This is a genomic window from Streptococcus sanguinis (assembly GCF_026781265.1).
Lineage (GTDB): Bacteria > Bacillota > Bacilli > Lactobacillales > Streptococcaceae > Streptococcus > Streptococcus sanguinis_T.
In genome coordinates, this window is the sequence record NZ_JAKUVC010000007.1 from 1 (window position 1) to 23,096 (window position 23,096).

The window sequence follows — 23,096 nt, forward strand, 5'->3', positions numbered from 1 at the left end:
TCGCGACAACTATATTAGTATATCACCTATACCCTCACCCTGTCAATACCTTTTTCTAATTTTTTTGAAAAAATTATTGTTTTTAAGTTAGTGGATGATATTACATATCTTTGAGGCTGCTAAATTGGCCTACATTCTATCTTGTTTTAAAGGCGCAAAAAAAATGCCCTTTCGGACATTTTTTCTATTCTTGTTCTTGTTTATACTTTTCGAGTTCTGCTTTATTAGCCCAGACATAATGTCCTAGACGAATCTCTGCCATTTCTGGTTTATCAACTGAATAATCGTGCTGTTCAGGATCATAGACCTTCAACACTTTTTTACGCTCCAAGATTGGGTCTGGAATTGGTACAGCTGAGAGTAGGGATTGTGTGTAAGGATGGACAGGATGGTTGAATAGCTCCTCTGTCTCTGCCACCTCTACAATGACACCTTTGTAAATCACGGCGATACGATCAGAAATAAAACGAACTACCGAAAGGTCATGGGCAATAAAGAGATATGTCAAGCCTAATTCTTTTTGGAATTTTTTTAAAAGATTCAGAACCTGAGCCCGGACAGACACATCCAAGGCGGAGATTGGCTCATCCGCAATTACGAAATCTGGTTGCATGACCAAAGCACGAGCAATCCCAATCCGCTGACGCTGTCCACCAGAGAATTCATGAGGATAGCGAGTTAAATGCTCAGCCAACAAACCAACTTCATTGATGATATTTTTGACTTTTCTTTGACGATCTTCTTCGCTATCAAATAAATGATAATTGTAGAGCCCCTCAGATATGATATAGTCAACCGTTGCACGCTCATTCAGACTAGCAGCTGGATCTTGGAAAATCATCTGAATCTTGCGGATCAAGTCTGCTTCTTCTGCTTTAGACTTTTTCCCGTTAATCTTTTTACCTTCATAGAAGATATCGCCTGCACTGGTATCATTAAGTCCGATAATAGCTCGACCAATCGTAGTCTTACCAGAACCTGATTCTCCTACAAGAGAGAAAGTTTCCCCCTTATTGATGAAGAAATTTGCGTTTTTTACTGCTACAAATTTCTTACTTCCTTCACCGAAGGAAATTTCTAAATCTTTAATTTCAACTAATTTTTCAGTCATTTCCTTCCTCCTAAGCTTCTAATTGATTGAAACCCATTTTTGAACGAATTTTTTCATGCAGGTTTTCGATAATTTCTGGTTTATGAACCTTAGGCGCATCTTCATGGAGCAACCAAGTCTTAGCCCAATGAGTATCTGACACATTGAAAGCCGGCGCTGCTTCTTCAAAGTCAATTGACATGGCATAGTCAGAACGCAAAGCAAAGGCATCCCCTTTGATTGGTGAATAAAGAGACGGTGGCGTTCCAGGAATCGAGTAGAGGGCACCATTCGCATCTGCCAACTGAGGCAAGCTTGACAGCAGACTCCATGTATAAGGATGTTTTGGCTCATAGAAGATTTCTTCAACTGTACCGTATTCGATAATCTCACCAGCATACATGACTGCAACCTTATCTGCAATACTAGCTACAACTCCAAGGTCGTGCGTAATAAAGATGGTTGTGAAATGATATTCTTGCTGCAAGGATTTGAGCAAGTCAATGATCTGCGCTTGAATGGTTACATCGAGGGCTGTTGTCGGCTCATCACAGATAAGAATATCAGGACGGCAAGCCAAGGCAATAGCAATAACAATCCGCTGCCGCATACCACCTGAGTATTGGAAAGGATACTCTTCGAAACGTTTTTCCGCATCTGGAATTCCGACTTTACTCATGTAATCAATGGCCATTTTTTTAGCTTCTTTGCTTGACTTCCCTTGGTGTTTGATAATGACTTCTGTAATCTGGCTTCCAATGGTGTTAATCGGATCCAAGCTCGTCATAGGATCTTGGAAGATAGTCGCAATTTTCGCACCACGAATCGGCTCCCAATCTTTGTTAGTCCGAAGAGTCATCAAATCTTTGCCTCGGTAATCAATGGTTCCTTGAGCTACACGGCCGTTTTCTTCTAACATACCAGTAAAAGTCTTGGTTAAGACAGACTTTCCTGAACCTGATTCACCAACAATAGCCAGGACTTCGCCTTCAATTAAGTCCAATGAGACACCTCGAATGGCGGTTAAGACACGATCGCGAACATCGAATTCCACGACAATATCGCGAGCAGTCAATATTACATTTTCATTCTTTGTCATATTTACTCCTATCTATGTGTACGTGGATCGCTGGCGTCGGCTAAGTTTTGACCAACTACGAAGAAAGTAAGGGATACCAAAATCAGAGTTGTAAGCGGAATCCAAAAGAGGTAGGCATTGGTCGTCACGTTTTGAGAATAATCTGAAATCAAGCGTCCCAAACTTGGCACTGTTACAGGAAGCCCTAAGCCAAAGAAGGACAGAAAGGCTTCGTAAGAGATAAAGCTTGGCAACATTTGTGAAGTGGTGGTCACGATAACAGATACCAACTGCGGCATAATGTTCTTCGTTACAATCTTGAGAGTCGGTGTACCAAGAGTACGAGAGGCAAGGTTGTACTCCAAATCCCGATAGCGTATAATCTGCACACGGATAGTGTAAGCAATACCGACCCAACCAGTAATCGTCATAGCAAAAATAAGATTCCAGAAACCAGCACCGATAGAGTAGGTCAAGACGATGACAATCAAGAGGGCTGGGATGTTTGAAATGATATTGTAGACTTCCATCATGACGCGGTCAACTGTTTTGGAAATTCCCCAGATACCGCCGATGATAACTCCGATAGTCAGATTAATAACCGTCGCAATAATCGAAATAAGAATAGAGTTACGAGCACCAAACCAAACACCATCAAAGAGAGACTTACCATTACTATCCGTTCCAAACCAGTACTGGCCACTTGGCTTGATATAACGCATACTAAAGTCATTTACCTTACTCACGTCATTAAAGTCGAAGTCTGAAAACATAGGATAAATGAAGCTCATGAGAATAATGGCAATCAGAATTCCCAGCATAGTAATGGTTGATTTCTTTTTAAGGAATTGGCGCATGACTGATTTCCAGTAAGAGTAGGCTGGAGCATCAATCGTTTCAGAGGCAAAATCGTCACGTTTGACAAATTGGAATTTGCTTTTATCAATTGTAGCCATTATTTACCTCCTTTTGATGTTAACTTGATACGTGGGTCCAGTACAGTCATCAGAATGTCACCCAGCAAGAGGGCAAAGATAGACAGACATGTGAAGATGAATACAAGACCGACAACCATAGAGTTATTAGATGCCTTAACGGAATCAATCAACATCTTACCCATACCAGGGAAAGCAAAGACTGTTTCTGTCAAGGTTGCACCCGCAATAACTCCGACGATTGAAGCTGGAATACTAGATACCAGCGGCACCATAGCGTTTTTAAAGATGTGCTTGTTAGAAATTTCTTTTTCTGAGAGACCCTTAGCACGCGCAAAGCGGACAAAATCCTGAGACTGAAGGTCAATCATATACCGGCGAATCCAAACAGCTGTCCAAGGAGCACTCAAAAGCCCTAGAATAACAGCTGGCAGGACATAAGAGCGCCAATCTCCCGCTCCCAAGATTGGGAAGGAATCTGGAAGACCAACGGCAGACCCCGCCAAACGGACAATGTAGACCAAGGCGATGGTTGGCAGTGACATCATGAAGGTCAAACCTGCTGTGGAAATGCTATCAAACCATGTATTCTTAAGTCGAGCCATGTAGGAACCGAGCGGAATAGCAATCAGATAAGACAGAGCCACACCAATCAAACCAATAATGGCTGAGCTGGTAATCATGGATGGATTTTGATAGTTGCTTTGAGTCGCTGTATAGGCATCTCCCTTACCAAACTTAGCAATGTCCTGTGAATCGGCTTTGCTTGGCGTCTTGTAAGTACGAGAATAAATATTAACAGACGATGTCTTTTTACCTGTCGGGAATTGAACTTCAGAAGACTTAGTTTGCCCTTGTCCCTGTGTAATAACCTGCAGAACAGGAATATTAGCATAGGTTGGATAAGAATTACCTAAATTAAAGGTGATAAAGTTCTGGTGGACAAATGGGAACTGACCATTAAAGTACAGCAGATACTTATGCTTGGTACCAGAACCCACAAGAGACCAGCCAACAGAAGGATCATTTTCAAACCGGATATAACGCTCTAGGTTTGGATTTTCCTCATCTTGGATAACATTTGGATGGTCAATTTGAATCAAATTAGCATAGAACTCAAATACACGCTCATAAACAGGCACTTCACGTACAGCATAGAATTCTCCGCTCAGTGGGAATTTCTGCAATTTCCAGCCATTGCCAAGTTTATCAATATACTTCTGATAAATCTTCTTGTTTGCTTCTGTAGCTTCTGTTGTAACAGAGGACTCTTCCTTGCTGGCTTTCTCCTGTAGTTCCTTAGTATCATAATAGTCAATGTAACCCATCCGCTCAAAGATGGTGTTTTCATAGTTAGCTTTTTTATCTTTATTGGTCGCTATTTTATTATAGTTAGGATCCTGCTTGAAAATCAACCTTCTTGGCACCATGGTATAGATAATGGCATAAGTCAGGGTCGTCACCAAGAAAATCGACACAATTGAGCGTAAAATACGCATAAAAATATATTTTTTCATTTATCGTTTCCTTTAAATTCCAAAAGAACTTTCTCCTCTATTAGAGAAAGTTCTCTTAGCAAGCTTATTTCACGTGGTCTGCTAATTCTTCTTGAGCTTTTTTATTAGATTCCACACGTTCTTTATTCCATTTTTCCTGAGCGCTATTATAATCTTTTGTCGTTACAGTCTCATCCTGCAATTTCATGTACTTATAACTTGCTGCTTCACGCGCCTTAGCACCAGACCAAGCAAACGGTGCTGAGAATGGTACTACCTTAGTCAAGGTTGGACGGCCAGTTCTAGAAGTTACCGGAATCAACAAAGCACTATCAGTCAGCCAAGCCTGAGCAGCCGCATATTTTTCGTAGCGCTTGTTGAGATCCATCTTCTCTGCTCCAGCTTCTTCAACTAGTTTGGTATATTCATCCAAACCAACTTGTTTTGCTGCAGCATTATCGGTGCCGTCAAATCCTAAGAAGGTCTTAGTATTCTCACCACCAGGTTTGATAACATCCAGATAGGTAGATGGGTCTTGATAGTCAGGAGACCAGCCGACATTATCTGAAATATCCCAGTCCTCTTCAGCAGCAGAAGGTGCGAACAAGGTAATGTTGGTCACTTCATCTTTAGACAATTGGTGAACATCAATCACAACATTATCTGTTCCCAAAGTCTTTTCAATAGACTGCTTGAGGGATTGAACGCGCTGTACTTTAGAAGTAGCTGTTTGATCAACCGGAATGTCCAGATGGATCGGGAATTCTACGCCATCGGCTTTCAAAGCTTCTTTTGCTTTTTCAAATTCAGCCTTAGCTTTGTTCTCGTTATAGAATCCATCTTGGCCATCTGAGAAGTCCACATCTTTCCATTCGTCACCATAGGTTACGACTTTTTCCTTAACTAAGTCACCGAAGGACTTGTCACCAGCTTGCACAAATGTAGGTGGGATGTAAAGATTGCGAAGAAGTTTGTCTGCTCCGTCCTTACCATTAATCTGAGATGCATAGGATTCACGATTGAAAGCAAAGGTCAAAGCCTGACGGAAGTCCTTGTTAAGCAAGGCTTTCTTAGTTGAAGTCTTTTGAGCTTCTGACGTCTTAGCAGTATGGTTGTAAGACTGACGATCAATGTTTGTACCTACTAAGAATGTTGAGGCATCTTGAGGTGTATAGACGATATTATCTTTAAAGTCTTTTTCAACCTTTTCATAAGTCGCACTAGTTGGGAAGAGTCTAGCTGTTGTCAAAGCCCCTTGACTGAACTGATCAGCTAGTTTCCCTTGATCTTGTCCATCATAGAAAGAGAGTTTAACTGCATCTACATGAACATTTTCTTTGTCCCAATAATTAGGATTCTTCTCAAATTGAATTTCAGATTTTGAAGTCAATGATTTGAGCAAGAAAGGTCCATTATAAAGCAAGCTTGTTGGATCAGTTGCTTGGGCAAACTTATCACCTTGGTTTTTCAAGAACTCTTTGTTTACTGGATAGAGAATACCCATTGTAGTCTTAGAATTCCAGAAACTTTCTGGCTCATTAAGAGTATACTCAACGGTATGATCATCGACTGCTTTAATCCCTACTTCTGAGAAATCAATCTTCCCAGAAATATAGTCCTTAAGCCCTTTGACAGAATCCTGAACCAAGTAGATTGTTTCAGATTTATTGTCTGCTGCATACTTAAGTCCTGTAACAAAGTCTTCTGCTGTCACATCTGCGTACTCTTCACCTTCGGAAGTATACCACTTAGCATCTTTGCGAAGTTTGTAAGTATAAGTTTTTCCATCTGGCGATACAGTCCATTCCTCTGCCATTGAAGGAACTAAGTTTCCATATTGGTCGTTTTCTAAAAGACCGTCAATGACATTGGCTGTCAAATCTGTTGTAGCAGCCTTACTTGAAGTGAGATAGTTCAAGTTTTCAGGATCTGTCTCGTAGATATAATTAAAGGTGTTAGAAGAGTCTGAGCTGCCTGAGTTTGTGTTTGGCTTAGAGCCTGAGCAAGCTGCAAGAAAGCCAGCTGCAAGAAGAGTAACTCCTGCTAATGCAAGGACTTTGCTTTGTTTCATATAGGTTTCTCCATCTTTTAGATTTTTAGATTTAATTAAGATTATAGCATAGATAGTACTAAAAGTAAAATAAATTTTCAGAATATTAAGTTAGCTCACTAACACCCTAAGATTTTTATGCAAATGGTTTTCTCGGATGTTTATTATCTAGGACTAGACAAGCTCAACCTCGTCCATTTCGTCTTCAAAATCATCAAAAATCCCACTGTTGCTACAATGGGATTTTCTTGCTCTATTTGATATGTTCTGCGAGTTCTTCTTGAGCTTTTTTATTGGATTCTTCCTTTTCTTTTGCCCATTTTTCACGCGCTTTTTCATATTCTTTAGTCGTTATTGGTTTATCTTGGATTTCAACATATTTAAAGCTGTATTCACCCTTGTTTCCAGTCCAAGCAAATGGTCCCGAGAATGGAACAACCTTACGGACACTTGGTGTTGCACCAGATGACCAAGCTGGCATCAACAGGGCACTATCAGTTAGCCAAGCCTGAGCTGCAGCATACTTTTCGTAACGTTTGTTAATATCCTCGTTTTCCGCAGCTGCATCTTCCAAGAGCTTGTCATACTCTTCAAAGCCGGCCTCTTTAGCCGCTGCGTTATCTGTTCCAGGGTCAAAACCAAAGTAGCCGTCAACATTCTCACCAGTCTTAGAGCCAGTGATTTCCAGATAAGAAGATGGATCGTTATAATCTGGGCTCCAGCCGAGATTATTATTCAAGTCCCAGTCTTCTTGAGATGCAGAGTTCGCAAAGTAGGTGATGTTATTCAACTCATCATCTGTCATCTGCTGAATGTCAATCACTACATTATCAGAGCCAAGATTGGATTCAATAGACTGCTTCAGTGACTGAACACTCTTAACGCCATTGGTATCTGCTGAGCTGACCGGAATATCCAGATGAATAGGGAATTCTACTCCTTCTGCTTGCAGCGCTTCCTTAGCTTTGGCAAATTCTGCCTTGGCTTTTTCTGGATTATAAAGACCATCCTGAGCGTCGTCTAATTTGACTCCCTTCCACTCATCACCGTAGTTAGCTAGATTTTCTTCTACAATGCTGCCGAACTCTTTACCATTAGCTTGAACAAAGGTTGGCGGAACAAAAATATTACGAAGCTGCTTGTCTGCCGCTTCTTCGCCATTGGTTTGTGCAGAATAGGCAGTTCGGTCAAAGGCAAAAAGCAGAGCCTGACGGAAATCTTTATTGAGCAGTGCTTTCTTAGTGGAAGATTTCTGTGCATCCGTTGTCTTAGAAGTATGCTCGTAAGACTGACGGTCTATATTAGTTGTGACAACGAAGGTTCCTGAACCTTGAGGAGTGTAGACGATATTGTCGCCATACTGTTTCTTCACACTGGCAAAGTTGGAACTATTTGGGAAAAGACGAGCAATGGTGTAATTACCGTCAGAGAAGCCACGTACCAGAGATTCTGTATCTTGACCATCGTAGTAAGAGAACTTGACGGTGTCGATTTTCACCTTTTCCTTATCCCAATAGTTTGGATTCTTCTCTAAACTAATTTGAGATTTCGAAGTGATAGATTTCAAGATAAACGGACCGTTATAGAGGACACTGGTCGGATCCGTTCCCTGAGCAAACTTGTCACCTTTTGATTTCAGAAATTCTTCGTTAATTGGGAAAAGAATCCCCATGGTTGTCTTAGAATTCCAGAAACTTTCTGGCTGATTCAACGTGTATTGAACGGTAGAATCATCTACCGCCTTAACACCAACTTGGGAGAAGTCAGTTATTTTACCATTAACATAGTCGTCCAAGCCTTTAATGGATTTTTGAACGATATAGAGACCATCAGACTTGCTGTCTGCAGCATGCTTCAGACTGGTCACAAAGTCCTTAGCAGTCACATCTGCATACTCTTCACCATCAGAAGTATACCATTTCACTCCCTCACGAAGCTTATAAGTATAGGTCAGACCATCTTTTGAAACGGTCCAATCTTCCGCTAGAGAAGGCACTAAGTTACCATACTTATCGCTTTCCAGCAAACCATCCACTACATTAGCCATAATCTCATTGGTTGCCCGCTTATTGGACACAGTGTAATCCAGCGTATCTGGATCTGCGGTATAAACATAGCTATAGTTTTTCCCAGATGAATTGGAGCCGCCAAACGAACAGGCAGCCAAAATTCCTGTAGAGAGAATGACAAGCCCAGCAGCTGCAGCTAACTTAGATGTTTTCATAAACTTCCTCCAGTTTTCATTAAGATTACTTTCATTATAGCACTTCTGCGACAGGATGTAAACGTTTCAATGCAATAGAGAGTCATATAAAAAAGAGAGAACAAAAATGTTCTCTCCATTAAATCACTTATTTCAACACTGTCAGCAAAGAGCCGAGCTCTTGCTGTTCTGGATTTTATTTAATGTGTTTTTCTAGCTCTTCTTGGGCTTTTTTGTTGGATGCTTCCTTTTCTTTTTCCCATTTCTTAAGAGCTGCTTCATAGTCTTTAGCTGTCACAATATCATTTTGGAGCTCCATGTTCTTAAAGACATAGACATCTCCTTTGATTCCGACATAAGAGTAAGACTTGGTAAATGGCACGACCTTCTGAACAACTGGTGAACCACCCGCAGAAACACTAGGAATAACAATGGAGCTATCTGTCAGCCAAGCTTGAGCTGCTGCGTATTTGGTATAACGAGCGTCGGTATCTTGTTTTTCCTTATCTGCCTCATCCAATAACTCTTTGTATTCGTTCAAGCCGACTTTATTGACGATATCTTGATTTTTCCCTTTTTCTAAGCCTATATTATCCAGAATATCACCAGTTTCTGGGTTGAAAATATTCAGATAAGTTGATGGATCTTGATAATCCGCTGACCAGCCAGACATATTGAGGTCGTAGTCTTTCTGAGCTGCTGTTTCTGCAAAGTAGGCTGAATTATCGTAGTCATCTGTGGACATTTGCTGAACATCAATAACAACATTTTCTTGACCAAGCGCCGCTTCAACAGACTGCTTGAAAGAGTTGGTTCGCTGTACTAAGACTTTGTCAGTCTGATCCACAGGAACATCAATATGGATAGGGAATTCAACACCTTCTGCTTGTAAGGTTTCTTTAGCCTTAGCAAACTCTGCCTTAGCTTTATCAGCATTGTAGATGCTGTCTTGGGCATCTGTCAGTTTAACACCACTCCACTCATCGCCGTATGTAGGAAGTTTGCTCTCTACTTCATCTGAAAAGTCTTTGCCATCAATCTGCACGAAGCTAGGAGGAACTAGCAAGCTACGGATGAGTTTAGTTGCTCCATCTTTACCATTCATCTGAGCTCCAAAAGATGTCCTGTCAAAGGCAAAGTTAATCGCCTGACGGAAGTCTTTATTTTGAATAGCCGCTGTAGTCGATGTCTTCTGAGCATCTGTAGTCTTAGACGAATGATTATAAGCCTTACGATTCAGATTGAAGCCAAAGAAATAGCTGGTTGAGTTCTGTGGTGTGTAGATAATATTGTCTTTGTACTGCTTTTCTACAGAAGCGTAGTTAGAGCTTGTTGGGTAAAGCCGTGCTTGAGAATAGGCTCCGTCTGAGAAGTTGCGGATCAAGGATTCCTGATCTGAACCATCAAAATAAGTCAGCTTTATATTTTCAACCTTGACATTGTCCTTATCCCAGTAGTTCTGGTTTTTAGCATATTCAATGACAGACTTAGAAGTAAAAGCCTTCAGAATATAAGGGCCATTATAAAGAATGGAAGAAGGTTTTACAGTACCAAAATCTTTTCCTTTTGATTCCAAGAATTCTTTGTTAATCGGAAAGAGAATCCCCATAGTCGTTTTAGAATTCCAATAACTTTCTGGCTGGTTAAGAGTATACTCGACCGTATAGTCATCGACAGCCTTGACGCCAACCGTTGAAAAGTCATTTGACTCACCCTTGACATAGGCATCCAAGCCTTTGATAGAGCTTTGGACAATTGGAAGGGCTTCTGATTTTTCATCTGCTGCGTGCTTCAAACCAGTGACAAAGTCTTGGGCTTTGACACTTTCATATTCCTCTCCATCTGAAGTGTACCATTTAGCATCTTTACGAAGCTTGTAGGTGTAAGTCAGACCATCCTTTGAAACAGTCCAGTCTTCCGCAATAGATGGAACCAGATTACCATACTTGTCATTTTCCAAAAGACCATCGACCAGATTTGAAGCCACATCAGAAGTCGTTGCCCGATTGGAATTTACATAGTCCAGGGTATCAGGATCAGCAATATAAACATAAGAATAAGTATTGCTGGCACTAGAACTTCCACAAGCGGCTAAAATCAGTGCTGACACGACTGTCAGTCCAGTAATGGCAAACCATTTAGATTTTTTCATGAGCATTCTCCTTCGCAATTCAGTATATTGTATTATTATACAATATTTTTTTGAAAAAGCAAACACTTTATGTAAAAAAATAATAATTTTCTATTTTTCAGCCCTATAAGCTGTGTTTTTTCAAATATTTTTTAATTATTGTCATATTTTTCTATGCTAAACTTTATAAAAATGCGTTAAAAGTCAATATCGGCGCCTTTTTACATCTATTCTGTAATATTTTTATTATCCTTCATTTGTGAAAGAAAAGAGCTTTTTATGATACAATGGTTATATCTTGTTTTAGGGGAAAGAAATGAAACGATTATTCCTATGTTTACTAGTTTTGGTCGGAATGACCGCCAGCAAGGTTGCAGCAGATGATTACAACATTGCCGCTAAAAGTGCAATGGCTGTGGATGCTACTTCTGGAAAGATTCTCTACGAAAAAAACGCAACTACACCAATTGAAGTTGGCTCTATTACCAATCTTTTGACCGTCTATCTGGTCTATGAAGCCATTGACAGAGGAGATCTGACTGCCGATACCTATGTTGATATTTCAGACTACGCCTACAATCTGACAGCTAATCCAAATATCAGTAATGTCCCTTTGGAAGCCAGACGTTACAAAGTCAAGGACTTGATTGCCGCGTCCTTGATGTCCAGCGCCAACAGTGCCACGATTGCTTTGGCTGAGAAGGTTGGGGGCAGCGAAGAAAATTTCGTCCAAATGATGAAAGCTAAGCTCAAAGAATGGGGAATCAAAGATGCAACTATTGTGAACTCCACCGGGCTGAATACTCTTCTTCTGGAATACGCAACCGAAGAAACAGACTATACTGCCTCAGCTAGCACATCTAAAAAAAGCAAGGACACTGAAAACAAATTCAGCGCCTACGACTTGGCTGTTATCAGCCAACATCTGATTATGGACTTTCCTCAAGTGACAGACGTCACGTCCAAGTCCACAGCCAAATTTGCAGGGACGAGTCTGGAAAACTATAACTTCATGCTGGAAAACCAGTCCAACTTCCGATCAGGTGTGGACGGACTTAAAGCCGGCAGTTCGGATAAGGGAGGATCTTCCTTTGTTGCAACAACTACTGAAAATGGTATCCGCATGATTACAGTTGTGCTGGACGTTGAGCAAACTGACGGCGACCCTTATGCGCGCTTTGTAGCCACAGCGTCTTTGATGAACTACGTTTCGCAAAACTTCACTCAGACGACCATTGTGGCTGAGGGGGAAGCCTACAATAAAAGCCATTCAACCGTTATTGATGGCAAGCAAAAGACCGTTCCAGCCGTCGCCAGCAAGGATTTCACCATCATTGAGCGCATCGCCAATCAGGCTGAGCACAAGGTGGAATTTTCTACCAACGAAAAAGGCTTTCAAGCTCCGCTGAAAAAAAATACTGAACTCGGAACCTTGACCTATACCGACCCTGAACCGATCGGCCAAGGCTATCTGGAAAACAAAGCACCTTCTGTCACAATGGTGGCAGGCCAAGAGGTGGAAAAAAGTATTTTCTTCAAGGTCTGGTGGAATGACTTCGTCCGCTATGTCAACGAGAAACTATAAAGAAAAGCCGCGAATCAAATGATTCGCGGTTGTTTTTGTATACATTGTAAATGTTGGACTAGAACTAGCAAACTTCTTTGAATATTAACTCGCAATGCGGTTCTTCAAGCAGTGATTTAAAGTTTTACCCAACTGATCCTTCCATTTCATAGCTAATAAGGCGGTTAAGCTCAACAGCATATTCCATAGGCAGTTCTTTGGTGAATGGCTCGACAAAGCCCATGACAATCATTTCGGTGGCTTCGGATTCGGACAACCCCCGGCTCATGAGATAGTAGAGCTGCTCTTCTGAAATCTTAGAAACCTTAGCCTCATGCTCCAGAGCCACCTGAGAATTATGAATTTCATTAAAGGGAATGGTATCTGACGCAGAAATATCATCCATGATAATCGTATCACACTCAATATGGCTGACGGATTTCTGTGAATTCTTTCCAAAGGTCACTTGCCCGCGGTAGTCCACTTTACCTCCGCCCTTAGCAATAGACTTAGACACGATAGACGAGCTGGTATGCGGAGCATTGTGAATCATCTTAGCCCCTGTATCTTGGTGCTGATTGGTATTGGCAAAGGCAATAGACAACATTGTTCCACGCGCTCCAGGCCCATCTAGATAGACAGACGGATATTTCATAGTCGTTTTCGCACCTAGGTTCCCGTCAATCCACTCAACCGTTGCATCTTTCATAGCCCGCGCCCGCTTGGTCACGAGGTTGTAGACATTATCGGACCAGTTTTGAATAGTGGTGTAGCGCATATAGGCACCATCGAGGGCAAAAATTTCGACAATTGCCGCATGCAAGCTATTGCTGGAGTATGTCGGAGCAGTACATCCTTCTACATAATGGACGCTAGCACCCTCATCAACGATAATCAAAGTCCGCTCAAACTGACCCGAATTTTCATTGTTAATCCGGAAATAAGTCTGCAAAGGAACATCTACCTTGACACCTTTTGGCACATAGATGAAGGTACCACCAGACCAGACGGCGGAGTTGAGAGCTGCTAGCTTGTTATCTGTTGGAGGAACCAGCTTAGCAAAATACTGCTTGAAAAGCTCTGGGTATTCCTTAAGAGCTGAGTCGGTATCCGTAAAGACGATGCCTAGCTTTTGGAACTCTTCCTTCATATTGTGGTAGACCACTTCGGACTCATACTGGGCAGCTGCACCAGCCAGGTAAGCTCGCTCTGCTTCTGGAATCCCAATCCGCTCAAAGGTTTCCTTAATCTTCTCAGGTACTTCATCCCAGCTTCTAGCTGGCTTATCAGAGGCCTTTTGGTAATAAATCAAGTCATCAAAATTAATCTCAGACAAATCCGGACCCCAAGTCTGCATTGGCATCTTCTTGAAAGTCTCGTAGGATTTGAGACGGAAATCCAGCATCCACTCTGGTTCATCCTTGGCTGCAGAAAGCTCACGAATGACCGCTTCATTCAACCCTTTTCCTGTCGAGATAACAGGCTCAACATCGTCATGGAAACCAAACTTGTACTCACCGAGATCAATCGGTTTTGGTTCTACTCTTTCTTCTGACATAATTTCCTTTCATGTTCTTACTTTTTATCTTCTTCAATTGCTCGCTTGAGGGCATTCCAACCCAAGGTCGCACACTTAATTCGCTGCGGGAATTTGGCAACACCTGCTAAAAAGGCTCCATCTCCTAATTCTTTCTGGCGACTGTCTTCTTGGCCCTGAACCATCTGTGAGAAGACCTCTGCTAATTCCAGTGCCTGCTCTTTTGTCTTGCCCAGAACCGCATCCGTCATCATGCTGGCTGAAGCCGTTGAAATGGTACAGCCAGAATTTACAAAGGCAATATCCTCAATCTGATTTTCAGCATTAAACTTGACAGACAGGCTAATGACATCGCCACAGGTCGGGTTATTGAGGACTACCTGCTCCACATCTTCCAGTTTCCCATGATGATGGGGGTGAGCCGAGTGGTCGTTCACAACCGCCTTGTAAAGACTGTCTAACTTAGAAAGTGCCATTGAAAAACTCCTTTGTCTTTTCTAAAGCATCTACCAGCTTGTCGCAATCCGCATAGGTATTGTAAACATAAAAGCTGGCTCGCACAGTCGCTGGCACCTGCAGATAAGTGAGTAAAGGCTGAGCACAATGGTGACCCGCCCGAACAGCTACTCCTTCGTAGTCCAGAGCCGTCGCGACATCATGCGGATGGAGACCATCCAAGTTAAAGGCAATCACACCTGAGCGCTGGGCCAAATCCTGAGAGCCATAAATGGTCAACCCTTCTACTGCCTGCAGCTTAGGAAATACGTAGGCAATCAGGTCCTGCTCATGCTGGGCAATGGCATCCATACCCAAGTCTTCCAAATAATCAATGGCCGCCGCAAGACCGATTGCTCCAGCCATATTTGGCGTTCCAGCCTCAGACTTCCAAGGAAGCTCCTTCCAAGTCGCTTCCTGCTCATAGACGAAATCAATCATTTCGCCGCCGAACTCGACTGGCGACATCTGATCTAGCAGTTCTTCCTTGCCATAGAGAACCCCGATACCGGTCGGCCCAGCCATCTTATGCCCCGAAAAGGCGAAGAAGTCCGCATCCAAATCCTGCACATCAATTTTCATGTGCGGAATGGATTGAGCCCCATCCACCACCAAAAGCGCTCCTTGCTGATGAACCAGCTGGGCAATCTCCTTGATGGGATTGATGACACCGAGGACATTAGAAGCATGAGCCAGAGAAACAAACTTGGTTCGCTCACTGAGCTTGGCACGGAAATCATCCATATCCAGAGCACCATCTTTGAGATAGACATAAACCAACTTGGCTCCGGTCTTCCTACAAGCTTCCTGCCAGGGAATGACATTAGAATGGTGCTCCATGATAGAAATCATCACTTCATCACCAGACTGCAGCCTTTCAGCTGCAAAGCGAGCCACCCAATTAAGACTCGTCGTGGTTCCTCGTGTAAAGAGAATTTCTCTGCTAGAAGCCGCATTGATAAAAGAGCGAATTCTTTCTCTGGCTGCTTCATAAGCTGCCGTCGCCCGCTCGGCTAGCGTATGCACACCGCGGTGGACGTTGGCATTGTCTCTAAGATAGTATTCCTCAATGGCATCTAGCACCTGCTTAGGTTTCTGAGTTGTCGCTGCATTGTCCAAATAAACCAAAGGCTCATCATTGACAATTTGGTCCAAAATGGGAAAATCTTTCTTGATTGCTTCTGCATTAAATCCAGACATGAAGACTCCTATCTACTTACACGGGACAAGGCCCAGCTTTTTATCTTTTTGCGAGAATAATATCGATATTTTCAATCATTTCATCACGGACTTCCTTAACAGGGATTTCCACAATCACTGAACCTAAGAAGCCACGCACGACCAAGCGCTCTGCCGTCGCCTTATCAAGACCCCGACTCATGAGGTAGTACATATCTTCTGGATCTACCTGACCGATAGAAGCCGCGTGACCAGCTGTCACATCGTTTTCATCAATCAAGAGGATGGGATTAGCATCTGAGCGAGCTTGGTCAGATAGCATGAGAACCCGGCTTTCCTGCTGGGCATCTGCTCCCTTAGCCCCTTTGATAATATGACCGATACCATTGAAGGTCAAGATCCCTTTTTCCAGGATAACCCCGTGCTGCAGGATATTTCCGATAGAGTTGCAGCCATAGTTAGTTACGCGGGTATCAATTCCCTGAACCTGCTTACCGCTGGAAAGAGCCACCACTTTCATATCCGCATGGCTACCCTTGCCATAGAGGTCGCTATCAAAGTCAGCCACGACATTGCCTTCGTTCATAACGCCAATAGCCCAGTCAATCATAGCATCATTGTCCAGCTTACCGCGACGGCTGATATAAGCCGTTACATTTTCGCCCAAGCGGTCAATAGCTGAAAACTTAATCTGAGCTCCAGCCTGAGCAATAACTTCGACAGTGATATTGGCTGTTACTGGAACAGAGCACTCACCGTAAGTTTCCAAGCGTTCCAAGTAGTTAACCTTGGAATGCTTGCCTGCGATAATCAAAATATGCTTGTTAAAAGGAACATCGCTTTCGCTGTCCTGATAAAAAATTCCTTCAATCGGCTGGTCAATCTCAACATTGTCCGGCACATAAAGAACTGCACCGCTGTTGAAATAGGCAGTGTGATAAGCCGCCAATTTGTCCTCGTCGTACTTGACCGCGGACATAAAATGCTTCTCTACCAACTCTGGAATTTCTTCCAAAGCTGTGTGGAAATCAGTGAAGACCACACCTTGGGCTGCCAAATCAGCCGGCAATTGCTCCAGAACAGTATGAGTTCCCACTTGGACAAGCTTGAGATTGTCATCTAGAGCTGTAAAGTCTGGAACACTTGTCAGCGGCTCACTCTCTGAAATACGGCCGTCCCCCAGATTCCAGCGATGAAATTTAACCCGCTCAATACGCGGCAAATCTAACTGGTCAATCTTATCAAAGGCTTGCTGGCGCAGTTGAAAGAGCCAATCCGGCTCCGCATGTAGCTGTGAAAATTCTTGAATTAATTCTTTAGTCATGTCATTCTCCTATCTTTTATCAAAGTCAAAAGAATGTTTGACTAGGCTTCTTCGGTATAGGTGAAGCCCAACTCTTCAGCCAGCTTGGCATAGCCTTCTTTCTCCAAGCGGACTGCCAATTCAGGACCGCCAGAAAGAACGACTTTACCATCCATCATGACATGAACCACATCTGGAGTGATATAGTTGAGCAGGCGTTGGTAGTGGGTGATAATCATAGCACCAAAGCCTTCACCGCGCATAGCATTAACCCCTTTGGACACAACCTTAAGAGCATCGATATCCAGACCTGAGTCAATCTCATCCAAGAGTGCAAAAGTCGGCTCAAGCATGAGCAACTGCAGGATTTCATTGCGCTTCTTTTCACCACCGGAGAAACCTTCATTAAGATAACGCTCAGCCATTTCTTCTTTCATGTTGAGCAGTTCCATCTTTTCATCCAGCTTCATGATAAAGTCGCGGACGGAGATTTTTTCCTCGTCTTCCTTGCCAGCATTCATGGCTGCACGGAGAAACTCTGCATTAGTAATACCAGGAATTTCACTAGGGTACTGCATAGCAAGGAAGAGTCCCATGCGAGCACGCTCATCCACTTCCAATTCTAAGATATTGACTCCATCAAAAAGCACTTCTCCTTGAGTCACTTCGTAGTTAGGATTGCCCATGATGGCTGCAGACAAGGTGGACTTCCCTGTTCCATTCGGGCCCATAATAGCTGCAACCTCTCCCGTTTTCAGAGTGAGATTCACCCCTTTGAGAATTTTTTTCTCTTCAATTTCAACATGAAGATCTTTGATTTCTAAGACAGACATTTCTTTTTCCTTTCTTTGCTTAGCTAATTTACACACTTTAGTATACCAAAAAAAAGCCCAAAAGGCTTTTATTTTGTTTAGAGCTATTCTTATTTATTCCTCTTTTGACGCCATTTCCGCCGAACTTCCTCTCGGTAGGAGGAATTCCCAATAAAGCGGAGAATATTGAGCAAAGGAGTACGATTAGGCCCCAAAACTCCGACCAGCTCAGCAAAGAGCTCAACACCCAGAAGTAAGCCAATCATCAAGAGCACGCCACCAATTCGACTGGAAACATTCAACAAGAGAGAAATCATGGCAAAGACCAGTGAAATCCCATAGATAACCAGCACCGTTCCTCGGTGAGTCAATCCCAAGGACAAGAGTCTATGGTGGAGATGGTGCTTGTCAGGCGTGTAGAACTTCTGACCAGACAGAGTACGGCGGATAATCGCCAGAAAAGTATCCGTAATCGGCACCCCTAGGATAATCATAGGGGTCACCACTGCAACAGCCGTCGCATTTTTCAGCCCTTGCAAGGACAGAACAGCAATCATAAAGCCGATGAAAAGGGCCCCCGTATCACCAAGATAGATGATAGCTGGGTGGTAATTGTAAGGGAAAAAACCCGCAATTGACAAGACCAAGACGAAAATAGTCAGGGTCAAAAAGAGATTGTGCTGGGGCAAAAAGAAGTAAGAAACAATCCCCATCGTCACCAAGGAGATAATGGACACTCCGCTCACCAGACCATCCAGACCGTCAATCAAATTAACCGCATTGGTAATAGAAATAATCCACACTACTGTCAAAATATAGGACAGCCAAGGCTCAAAATGCAGGAAAGGTCCGCCAAAAGGAATCTTAAAATCATCCAATCGGAAATCTGTCAGCCACCAGATTAGGCTGGCTGCTAGAACAATTCCCCCCATTTTCAGCAGAGGCGATAGTTCTTTGATATCATCAACCAGGCCTGTAAAGGCAATAATCAAACCACCTAGAACGACTGGCCAAACATAATCAAAATAAGTCTGTCCAAAAAAATCTACAGCAACAATCTGCGGCATCAAGAGCAGAGTAGAGATAGAAAAGGCCGCTACAATCGCCAGCCCCCCACTGCTAGGCATGGGCTTTTTATTGATGCGGCGAGCATTGGGATAATCTACCGCTCCAATCTTAAAGGCTAAGAGCCGAACCAAGGGTGTCAGAATCACCCCGATAAAAAAAGTTCCCAGCAATACCAAGATAAACTTTAAAGGAAAAGTAATCATAGGCATTCAACCTTCTGCAGGCCAGAGACCGCATCTGTCACCAAAAGCAGATGACCGTGCTCCTGCAGCACCGCCCGAGTGATATCTGAATCATCTGCAAATTCACGCATCTTAGCCAAAAGCCAAGCTGGATAGCGCTCTGGGAAGCTCTCAACATCTACCAAAATCGTCAAATAATAAGCTGAATCATACTTATAAAGCTCTGATAAGTCAATCTTATAGTCCACCGTCTGGGCAAAAGCCGCAGCAGCCTTAATATCTTCAAATCGTAGGATGTAGTAAATGTAACGCTCTGCATTTTCTGTCAACTGCTCATCGGCCGCCTCCTGAGAAAATTTCGCCCCTTCCTCTGCTTCAGCTGTTTCCAAAGATTGGACTGCTTCTATGTCTTCCTTACTCTTTTCAAAAATGCTCTTTTCCAATGTCTTGAGGAATTCATCTGGAGACATATGAGACAGCTCGTCCATGTCTGGCAGATCTGCCAAATCCTCAAAGCTCAGATTCTTATCCAATTTAGACTTGGTAACAAAAACATCCACCTTATCCGGCTTAGGCGTCACACGGAAACTCAGCATACCGCTGTCCAAAAAATTATCCGGCATTTCCAACTCATCTAAGATGGTATAGAAAAACTCTTCCGTCTTTTCTTGGGGAACTAAGAAATCGGCCATTTCCATGCCGCGCTCTTCCAAATCTTCCAGCTGAATCGTGATTTTTATGGTCGAATCACTAATCTGTTTCATTTCCATATCTCTACCTCATACACTTCTAGTCCTACTATTATACTAAAAAATCCCCCGTATTTCAAAAAATAGCTAGTATTGCTCTGAAAATGGAAGTTGTTGGAAAGAAAAGATTCCTTACAAGAAAAAACTCTCAGAAAATTCCGAGAGCTTCTTATTTCACTAGATGAGATAGTCAGAGAAACATTAAAATTAACTCTTTTATCCCATCAAGGCTTTGATTGCCGCATAAACCAGAAGCACACCGCCTAGGCCGATCCGATATTTGCCAAAAGCCGTAAAGTCATGCTTTTTGACGTAGTCTGTCAGGAAACGAATCACGACTAGACTGACACCAAAAGCCACCCCCATGGCAACTAAGAGCAAGAAGATTTGCCCAAATCCCAGACTGTTCCCATTCTTGATGAACTTAAGAATTTTCCAGCCACTAGCGCCAAACATAATGGGAATACCCAGATAGAAAGTGAACTCTGTCACGACAGAACGACTGACACCATTTAGGAGACCGCCGACAATCGTGGCACCAGAACGGCTAGTCCCAGGAAAGAGAGCTAGAACCTGAAAGAGACCAATCTGCAATGCAGTCTTGTAAGGCAAATAGGCTAAATCTGTCACAGCAGGCTCCTCTTGTTCGCGTCTTTCCAGATAGATAAAGGCAGCCCCATAAACAATCAACATCACTGACACAGAGACCAGATTGTAGAAATGTGCTTCAAACCAATCATCCAAGAATAAACCGATAACAGCAGCCGGCAAGGCTGCCACAACCACCTTGGCCCAAAGCTGCCAGGTCTTTTGAACCTGACGGGCTGACTTGCCTGATTTAAAAGGATTGAGCTTGTCAAAATAGATGACGACAACCGCCAAAATTGCTCCCAGCTGGATAACGACATTAAACATTTCCATAAAGGCTGGACTTTGATTCTTATACTGGATAAAATCTTGAATTAAAATCAGGTGCCCTGTACTAGAAATCGGCAGCCATTCTGTGATTCCTTCGATGATTCCGTAAATAATAGAGATGAAAATTTCAATGATAAACATAGAATACTCCTGAAACAAGGGTCTACTCAAGGAAAGTCACAGTTAAATTCCCAAAGAGTATTAGGTTTTATTATATCACAATTTAAAGGCTAGGAAAAGCCAGTATAATAACTTTTCTGGCTAGGAGAGAGCTTGTCTATCAGAAAGCCCCACCGCCTCCGCCGCCTCCGCCTCCGGAGAAACCACCCCCCGAACTTCCGCCAGATGAGACAGAGAAATTGCTGGCTGTGGCGGCTACATGGCCGTAGTTTGAGAAACTGTGCATACTGCTATAGAAGGCATAGTGCAAGTTAGCCTGAACATAGCTGTCCATAGATGGATTTTCCAAGCGAATCTGACGCAGAGCCATGACACGGCTGACACGATCTGCATAGCCAAAGAGGGTCGCATAGACCAAGAGACGGTTCCAAAGGATAATACCTTCAATTTCTGTATTGTCCAGATGAGCAATATCTCGCAGCATATTGGAAAAACTTCGCCACAGATAGAAGTCGTGCGCGCCTTTGTCATTCAGGACGCCATCTCGCCAATAAAGCTGTGCCTTACTAGCAAAAATGAGAATCAAAACAAGCCCCATAAGTGCTAAGGGAATATATATCCAGATAAAGCCTCCAAAAGCGGCCGAATAGACAAATAAAAATCCAAGAGAAAATAGTAAAACAGCACTAGCTAGAACGATGGCAGTAATCAGCAATCTCTTTTCCTGAACTTTAAGAGGCCGGTAGTGACCAAAGAGACCCAAACGCTTGCCTTCCGAACGCACTTCTTTAGATAAGGAGCGCAAACTGTTAGTAAATAAGGACTTGATATTGCTACCGATGTTACGGATATAGGACTCATCCGCAGAAGACTTGTGCTTATAAATATCTTCTGAAATTTGATAGGCTGAAAAGAGATCTTTCACCCTAGCCTGGGATTGCTTGTTAAAAGCCATGCCCAGAAAACGTCTCTCAAAGTCTGCCAGCCCATCATAAGTCGCTATTTGCAGAACAGGATTTTCAGCATCCCCCTGCAGGAGGAGATTGCCCCTATCCAGCAAGTCTAACAAAGTCGCCTGGACCATGTTTTCAAAGTTCAGCACTGCCTTTCCGCCCCTAGTCGGATCGACATCCTCCATGTCTACTGCGTAAATATTTTCCGCCAAGACAAGGGGAGCCAAGTCCTGAGGAGCTTCGTATAGACGGGCATTCTTGGGATAAGACTGCTTAGGCTTGATCTTCTGAGCAAAGACAAAATAAAGAATAGCCGCTACAAGGATGGCACATAAGAGCAGCAAGGGCATATAAATCTCTCCTAGCTGCCGATAAAAGACCGTCATGCGGGCAATCTTTTCTTCCTGAGCTTTAAAGGTTGGCAAGTAGTCACTCTCGTCTTCATTCTGGGACACAAGAGAGACCGCCTGTCGATCCCAATAGCCGTGGAGCTCGACATTATCGCCCGAGCCAATTCCATTGAGTTTGACCAGATAGTCGGTGCCATCCTTATCCACGAAAGGCTGAGTACCAAAGTAGCCACTATGAGCAAAGAGCTCGCTCTTATCTGGATTACTCAAGCCAGAAACCGTCAAAACGACCTCTCCTATCCCCTGGTCCCAGTCGCTGATAGGAGTCCAGTTAAGCTCAGCAATATCCCTGTGAAGAAAAAGGAGATTTCTCAACTGCCAGGTCACAGTGACTATGACTCGGTCACCATCGTAGCCTGAATTATAGATTTTGACTTCAAAGCCATCTCCCAAATCTTTGATTTCTGGTCTAAAGTCCACATCAGTCTCACCATTGGTCTGAATCGAGACCGTCGGATTCCCATCAATGGCAAAGCCATTAGGCATCTTTCCAGCAGAGCCCAGCGAAACAATCTGACCATTATAGTCGTCATTAAACTTGTAGGTCACTTTCTCTGTGTAGGTAGCTGTATTGTCCTCACGCAGGGCCAGATCGCCTTGATAGGATTCAATATCATAGTCAACAGCCGAGACAACCTGACCAAAACAAAGGCAGGAAAATAAAACCAACAGAAGATAAAAATATCGCTTCATATTCAACCTCTCTTTACAGATACTTGGCTCTATTATATCATTTTTATCAAGTAAGGGCTTACTAGGATTGAAAAGAGTAGCAATTTTCGATAGAATAGGAAGAACTATTATTAGATAAGCAGGAGAAACC

17 protein-coding genes are annotated in these 23,096 nt (G+C 43.0%); 1 reads left to right on the plus strand and 16 read right to left on the minus strand.

Annotated features, from left to right (window positions below; all coding sequences use genetic code 11):
- Nucleotides 1-184: 184 nt before the first annotated feature.
- From MK370_RS08405 to MK370_RS08435, 7 genes are all read right to left on the minus strand, one after another.
- The gene (locus tag MK370_RS08405; RefSeq protein WP_268684909.1) at nt 185-1,111 is read right to left on the minus strand and encodes an ATP-binding cassette domain-containing protein; all 927 of its coding nucleotides are present in this window, start codon (nt 1,109-1,111) and stop codon (nt 185-187) included.
- A 10-nt stretch (nt 1,112-1,121) separates the two neighbouring features.
- On the minus strand, nt 1,122-2,189 hold the full coding sequence (locus MK370_RS08410) for an ABC transporter ATP-binding protein (RefSeq protein WP_268684910.1): 1,068 nt from the start codon (nt 2,187-2,189) through the stop codon (nt 1,122-1,124).
- Nucleotides 2,190-2,197: 8 nt separating this feature from the next.
- Nucleotides 2,198-3,124, minus strand: coding sequence for an oligopeptide ABC transporter permease OppC (gene oppC, locus MK370_RS08415; RefSeq protein ID WP_268684911.1), 927 nt, complete (start codon nt 3,122-3,124; stop codon nt 2,198-2,200).
- Entirely contained in the window at nt 3,124-4,620 is a 1,497-nt protein-coding gene (locus MK370_RS08420; protein WP_268684912.1) for an ABC transporter permease, read from the minus strand. The genes oppC and MK370_RS08420 overlap by 1 nt, the downstream gene beginning before the upstream one ends.
- A 64-nt stretch (nt 4,621-4,684) precedes the next feature.
- Complete coding sequence (locus MK370_RS08425) at nt 4,685-6,670, minus strand: peptide ABC transporter substrate-binding protein (RefSeq protein WP_268684913.1); 1,986 nt, start codon at nt 6,668-6,670, stop codon at nt 4,685-4,687.
- A 232-nt stretch (nt 6,671-6,902) separates the two neighbouring features.
- On the minus strand, nt 6,903-8,873 hold the full coding sequence (locus tag MK370_RS08430; protein WP_268684914.1) for a peptide ABC transporter substrate-binding protein: 1,971 nt from the start codon (nt 8,871-8,873) through the stop codon (nt 6,903-6,905).
- A 175-nt stretch (nt 8,874-9,048) separates the two neighbouring features.
- Complete coding sequence (locus tag MK370_RS08435) at nt 9,049-11,004, minus strand: peptide ABC transporter substrate-binding protein (protein ID WP_268684915.1); 1,956 nt, start codon at nt 11,002-11,004, stop codon at nt 9,049-9,051.
- 295 nt (nt 11,005-11,299) lie between these two features.
- Between MK370_RS08435 and pbp3 the strand changes: the two genes are divergently transcribed.
- Nucleotides 11,300-12,568 carry a D-alanyl-D-alanine carboxypeptidase PBP3 gene (pbp3, locus tag MK370_RS08440; RefSeq protein ID WP_268684916.1) on the plus strand — a complete coding sequence of 423 codons (1,269 nt, stop codon included), beginning with the start codon at nt 11,300-11,302 and terminating at the stop codon, nt 12,566-12,568.
- Between the two features lie 124 nt (nt 12,569-12,692).
- Here pbp3 and sufB read toward each other — a convergent pair whose 3' ends face one another.
- The 9 genes from sufB to MK370_RS08485 all read right to left on the minus strand — a co-directional run bounded on the left by sufB (nt 12,693) and on the right by MK370_RS08485 (nt 22,966).
- Nucleotides 12,693-14,105, minus strand: a complete 1,413-nt coding sequence (gene sufB / locus MK370_RS08445) for a Fe-S cluster assembly protein SufB (protein WP_268684917.1) — start codon at nt 14,103-14,105, stop codon at nt 12,693-12,695.
- Between the two features lie 17 nt (nt 14,106-14,122).
- Entirely contained in the window at nt 14,123-14,560 is a 438-nt protein-coding gene (sufU, locus tag MK370_RS08450; RefSeq protein ID WP_268684918.1) for a Fe-S cluster assembly sulfur transfer protein SufU, read from the minus strand.
- Nucleotides 14,547-15,779, minus strand: coding sequence for a cysteine desulfurase (locus MK370_RS08455; RefSeq protein WP_268684919.1), 1,233 nt, complete (start codon nt 15,777-15,779; stop codon nt 14,547-14,549). The genes sufU and MK370_RS08455 overlap by 14 nt, the downstream gene beginning before the upstream one ends.
- A 40-nt stretch (nt 15,780-15,819) precedes the next feature.
- The gene (gene sufD, locus MK370_RS08460) at nt 15,820-17,082 is read right to left on the minus strand and encodes a Fe-S cluster assembly protein SufD (RefSeq protein ID WP_268684920.1); all 1,263 of its coding nucleotides are present in this window, start codon (nt 17,080-17,082) and stop codon (nt 15,820-15,822) included.
- A gap of 41 nt (nt 17,083-17,123) precedes the next feature.
- The gene (gene sufC, locus MK370_RS08465) at nt 17,124-17,894 is read right to left on the minus strand and encodes a Fe-S cluster assembly ATPase SufC (RefSeq protein ID WP_268684921.1); all 771 of its coding nucleotides are present in this window, start codon (nt 17,892-17,894) and stop codon (nt 17,124-17,126) included.
- A gap of 89 nt (nt 17,895-17,983) precedes the next feature.
- A complete protein-coding gene (locus MK370_RS08470) occupies nt 17,984-19,150 on the minus strand; it encodes a glycosyltransferase family 4 protein (RefSeq protein ID WP_002893637.1) in 1,167 nt (388 codons plus the stop codon).
- Entirely contained in the window at nt 19,141-19,893 is a 753-nt protein-coding gene (gene mecA / locus MK370_RS08475; protein WP_268684922.1) for an adaptor protein MecA, read from the minus strand. Before mecA ends, MK370_RS08470 begins: the two co-directional genes overlap by 10 nt.
- A gap of 195 nt (nt 19,894-20,088) precedes the next feature.
- The gene (locus MK370_RS08480; RefSeq protein WP_268684923.1) at nt 20,089-20,931 is read right to left on the minus strand and encodes an undecaprenyl-diphosphate phosphatase; all 843 of its coding nucleotides are present in this window, start codon (nt 20,929-20,931) and stop codon (nt 20,089-20,091) included.
- A gap of 139 nt (nt 20,932-21,070) precedes the next feature.
- Entirely contained in the window at nt 21,071-22,966 is a 1,896-nt protein-coding gene (locus tag MK370_RS08485; protein ID WP_268684924.1) for a DUF2207 domain-containing protein, read from the minus strand.
- Nucleotides 22,967-23,096 lie beyond the last annotated feature (130 nt).